Genomic DNA, 4,146 nt, shown 5'->3' with positions numbered 1-4,146 from the left:
TTCAAATCAATTGCTTTTACCACCTCTTACCGCTGGTGACGTTGTCTCGTCCCCGGCAGCGGATGCGTACTTTACGGATTTCACCGGAGCCCTGCAAGGACTTTCTGTAAAAAAGTTTCAGGGCAATGACGCGGCCATGAACCTAGTATGACATTCATGTCCGTCACCCTTATCCACAAGACCGTCGTCGCCACCCGTCTGTGGATAGTTTGACGGCCTCACGTAGAGACAACGACGCCCGCTCAAGGCGGGCGTCCATGCTGCGAAAACAAGTATAGCGGCTTAATGCGTACTGCGCCTCAATTTGCGCATCAGAGCCAATACAGGCCCTGAAGCCACATAGGTACCAAACAACAGCAGCAGCATGACGGAAGGCTCAATGGAAATGACTACAAAGCCAAGCACGATAGCCAACAGCACAACAAAGGGCACTGGCCCCTTGAGATCAATGTCCTTGAAGCTGTAGTAACGGATATTACTGACCATCAGCACTCCTGCTGCGCCCACTACGAGCAGCATCAGTATCTTGAAGCCGAAGGCCTCAGCATCAAAGTTATGAAAGGTCCAGACGCTTGCCGCTACCAGCGCCGCCGCTGATGGACTCGGCAGCCCGATAAACCATTTCTTGTCGACACTGCCGATCTGCACATTGAAACGCGCCAGGCGCAAGGCCGCACAAGCCACATAGAGAAAAGCCACGACCCAGCCTGTCTTGCCCACATCCTGCAATATCCAGGTAAAGGCAACGAGACTAGGCGCCATCCCGAAGGAAATCATGTCGGCCAGGCTATCGTACTCTGCACCGAAAGCACTCTGCGTATTGGTCATGCGAGCCACACGGCCATCCAGTCCATCGAGCACCATGGCGATGAAGATGGCAATGGATGCCGCACCAAAACTACCATTGAGTGCTGCCACCACCGCAAAAAAGCCCGAGAACAGAGCTGAAGTCGTAAACAGGTTGGGCAGTAGATAGATACCTCGGCGACGAATCTTTCGCCCCTCTTCTTCCGCCTCCTCGACTACTTCCGAATCACGTACAAAGGCCGAGGCAAGATCTTCCTCGGTGGTCGCCTTATCCTGATCGTCGTGATTGTTGGCATCCTGATTCATCACTTGCATCCATAGCCTTCGAAGATGGCCTCATTCTACACAACCATGGCAAAACCACCTCCACACTAGCGAGCAAAGACACAAAAAAAGCGCGGATCTCTCCGCGCTTTTTATCAACTTGCATCAACTGCCCATCCAGCCGGAGCAGTTCATCGACTCAGTTCTTGCTCTTGTCGACCAGTTGGTTGGCAGCGATCCAAGGCATCATGGCACGCAGCTTGGCACCCACCTGCTCGATCTGGTGCTCCGCATTCAGGCGACGACGAGCCGTCATGGACGGATAGTTGGTGTTGCCTTCGTTGATGAACATCTTGGCGTACTCGCCGGTCTGAATGCGCTTCAGAGCATTACGCATGGCAGCACGAGATTCATCATTGATAACTTCAAGGCCAGTCACATACTCGCCATACTCCGCATTGTTGGAGATGGAGTAGTTCATGTTGGCGATGCCGCCTTCGTACATCAGGTCAACAATCAGCTTGAGCTCGTGGAGGCACTCGAAGTAAGCCATTTCGGGTGCATAGCCTGCTTCGGTCAGGGTTTCGAAGCCAGCCTTGACCAGCTCGACAGCGCCGCCACACAGGACTGCCTGCTCACCAAACAGATCGGTTTCAGTCTCGTCCTTGAACGTCGTTTCGATAATACCGCTACGACCACCACCGATGGCAGCTGCATAGGACAGAGACAGCTCCTTCGCTTGACCGGAAGCATCCTGATGGATGGCGATCAGGTCAGGAATACCACCACCACGAGTGAACTCGGAGCGTACGGTATGGCCCGGGGCTTTCGGAGCGATCATCACGACGTCCAGGTCCTTGCGCGGTTCGACCTGGTTGTAATGAATATTGAAACCATGAGCGAAAGCCAGCGTTGCGCCTTCCTTCAGGTTCGGCTCGATATCATTCTCGTAGATGGCCTTCTGGTTCTCGTCAGGAGCGAGCACCATTACTACGTCAGCGCTCTTGCATGCTTCGGCAACAGGAGCCACTTTCAGGCCAGCAGCTTCAGCCTTGGCGGCAGATGAAGAGCCAGCACGCAGAGCAACCGTCACGTCGACACCCGACTCTTTCAGGTTGTTGGCGTGGGCATGGCCCTGGGAACCGTAACCGACGATGACAACTTTCTTGCTCTGGATGAGCTGAAGATCGCAGTCTTTATCGTAATAAACTCGCATGATGTGCTCCTGAAACCTATATCGGGATGACGGTATTAATGTTCTTTTATGACATTCAGCGTTGATGGCCACCCGCGCCATCTTGTGCGGCGCTGGGTTGGCGGTCAGTGGTATCTGCCGCCGATGAGCCCACCTTACGCGCACATCGGTATTGCGTAAAACGCTATATTTGCAATACTACGTTTCACATCATGAAATAAAGATCACATGCAAAATCGCTATGGACTTTCGCCCTCTCCGACATTTTCTCACTCTGTCCGACACTCTCCACTTCGGCCGGGCCAGTGATGCCTGTCATGTCAGCCCTTCAACTCTGAGCCGTTCCATTCGAGGCTTAGAAGAACAACTGGGTGTAGCCCTTTTTCAGCGCGACAACCGCCACGTTGTGTTGACCGCTCAAGGAAGGCGATTTCAGTCCTATGCTCGCGAGGCTCTGGAACATTGGGAGCAAGTACGCTTATCCCTGCAGAGCGATGCCAAGCAGCTCACTGGCGAAATCAGCATCTACTGTTCAGTCACCGCCAGCTACAGCTTCCTGTACACCTTGCTGAGTGAATTTCGCGGCCGCCATCCCGGCATAGAACTCAAACTGCATACAGGTGACCCGGCTCGAGCCATTCAACAGGTTCTGTCTGGAGACGAGGACATGTCGATCACTTTTCGTCCCCGCCAGATTCCGGATGGGCTGGCCTTCAAGTCGCTGACGCGATCGGCACTGGTCTTCATCGCTCCTCATGAAGATCAACCATGGATCCCCCGAGAGCCTCAGTCTCCCAGTCAGGATCAGTGGAAAAGGGTCCCCATGATCCTCTCTGAATCAGGGCTATCTCGGGAACTGGCGGACACATGGTTCAGGGCATTGGGCGTCTTACCCAAGATTTATGCCCAGGTCGCAGGACACGAAGCCATCGTCAGTATGGTGGGTCTCGGCTTCGGCATAGGCGTAGTGCCACGCATCGTTCTGGAAGCCAGTCCCTTGGCCGAACGAGTCAGAATCCTGCCAGTGAAGCCCGAACTGCCCTATTACGATGTCGGCCTGTGCGTACTGAACCGGCGACTCAAGAACCCCTTGATCGATGCATTGTGGCAAGAGGTGGAAGAACACTGAGGCGGGCGGCAAGCCGTAAGCCGTAAGCCGTAAGCCGTAAGCCGCGAGTATCAAGCGGCGAACCGTTCAGTGCCCCATGGATTACAGACAAAAGCCCCTGCAGTTCAATCACTGCAGGGGCTTTCACTTGGCGCCTGAGCTCATGGCTTAAAGCTTACAGCTCGTAGCTCGTAGCTCGTAACTCGTAGCTCGTAGCTCGTAGCTCGTAGCTCGTAGCTCGTAGCTCGTAGCTTAAAGGCTCAGCACCTTGTCACCGCGGGCAATACCAGAAACACCGGTACGAGCCACTTCCAGCACCCCTACCTGACTCATGGCCTGGAGGAACGCATCCAGCTTCTCTGCATCTCCGGTGATCTGTACGGTGTACAGGCTTGGCGTCACGTCGACGATTTGAGCACGGAAGATATCCACCGTGCGCTTCACTTCGTCACGCGCCGCCCCCAGAGCCTTGACCTTGACCAGCATCAACTCACGCTCGATGTGATTGCCTTCCGTCAAGTCGACCAGCTTGATCACATCGATCAGCTTGTTGAGATGCTTGGTGATCTGCTCGATAACCCGATCTTCACCAATGGTGGTGACCGTCAGACGCGATAACGTAGGGTCATCGGTCGGAGCGACGTTCAAGGTTTCGATGTTGAAGTTACGCTGGGAGAACAGGCCGACCACACGCGACAGTGCTCCCGGTTCATTTTCCATCAGAATCGAGATGATATGGCGCATCAGGTCCGCTCCGTCTTGGAAAGCAGCA

4 protein-coding genes are annotated in these 4,146 nt (G+C 54.4%); 1 reads left to right on the top strand and 3 read right to left on the bottom strand.

Annotated elements, in window-relative coordinates; genetic code table 11:
• Positions 1–282: 282 nt before the first annotated feature.
• Together pssA and ilvC are read right to left on the bottom strand one after the other, a co-directional pair.
• Positions 283–1,113 (bottom strand): CDP-diacylglycerol--serine O-phosphatidyltransferase, encoded by an 831-nt coding sequence (pssA, locus tag Q1K07_RS21220; protein ID WP_300315940.1) that lies wholly within the window; start codon positions 1,111–1,113, stop codon positions 283–285.
• Between the two features lie 157 nt (positions 1,114–1,270).
• Positions 1,271–2,287 carry a ketol-acid reductoisomerase gene (gene ilvC / locus Q1K07_RS21215; RefSeq protein ID WP_300315937.1) on the bottom strand — a complete coding sequence of 339 codons (1,017 nt, stop codon included), beginning with the start codon at positions 2,285–2,287 and terminating at the stop codon, positions 1,271–1,273.
• A 220-nt stretch (positions 2,288–2,507) separates the two neighbouring features.
• Between ilvC and ilvY the strand changes: the two genes are divergently transcribed.
• Positions 2,508–3,395 (top strand): HTH-type transcriptional activator IlvY, encoded by an 888-nt coding sequence (gene ilvY / locus Q1K07_RS21210; RefSeq protein ID WP_300315934.1) that lies wholly within the window; start codon positions 2,508–2,510, stop codon positions 3,393–3,395.
• 231 nt (positions 3,396–3,626) lie between these two features.
• Here the strand turns inward: ilvY and ilvN are convergent, their stop codons facing one another.
• Positions 3,627–4,118, bottom strand: a complete 492-nt coding sequence (gene ilvN, locus Q1K07_RS21205) for an acetolactate synthase small subunit (RefSeq protein WP_300315943.1) — start codon at positions 4,116–4,118, stop codon at positions 3,627–3,629.
• Positions 4,119–4,146: the final 28 nt, after the last annotated feature.

The organism is Halomonas sp. (assembly GCF_029263665.1).
Taxonomy (GTDB): Bacteria; Pseudomonadota; Gammaproteobacteria; order Pseudomonadales; family Halomonadaceae; genus Halomonas.
Note: the sequence above shows the minus strand (reverse complement) of the source record. Positions and strands in the feature narration are given on the sequence as shown.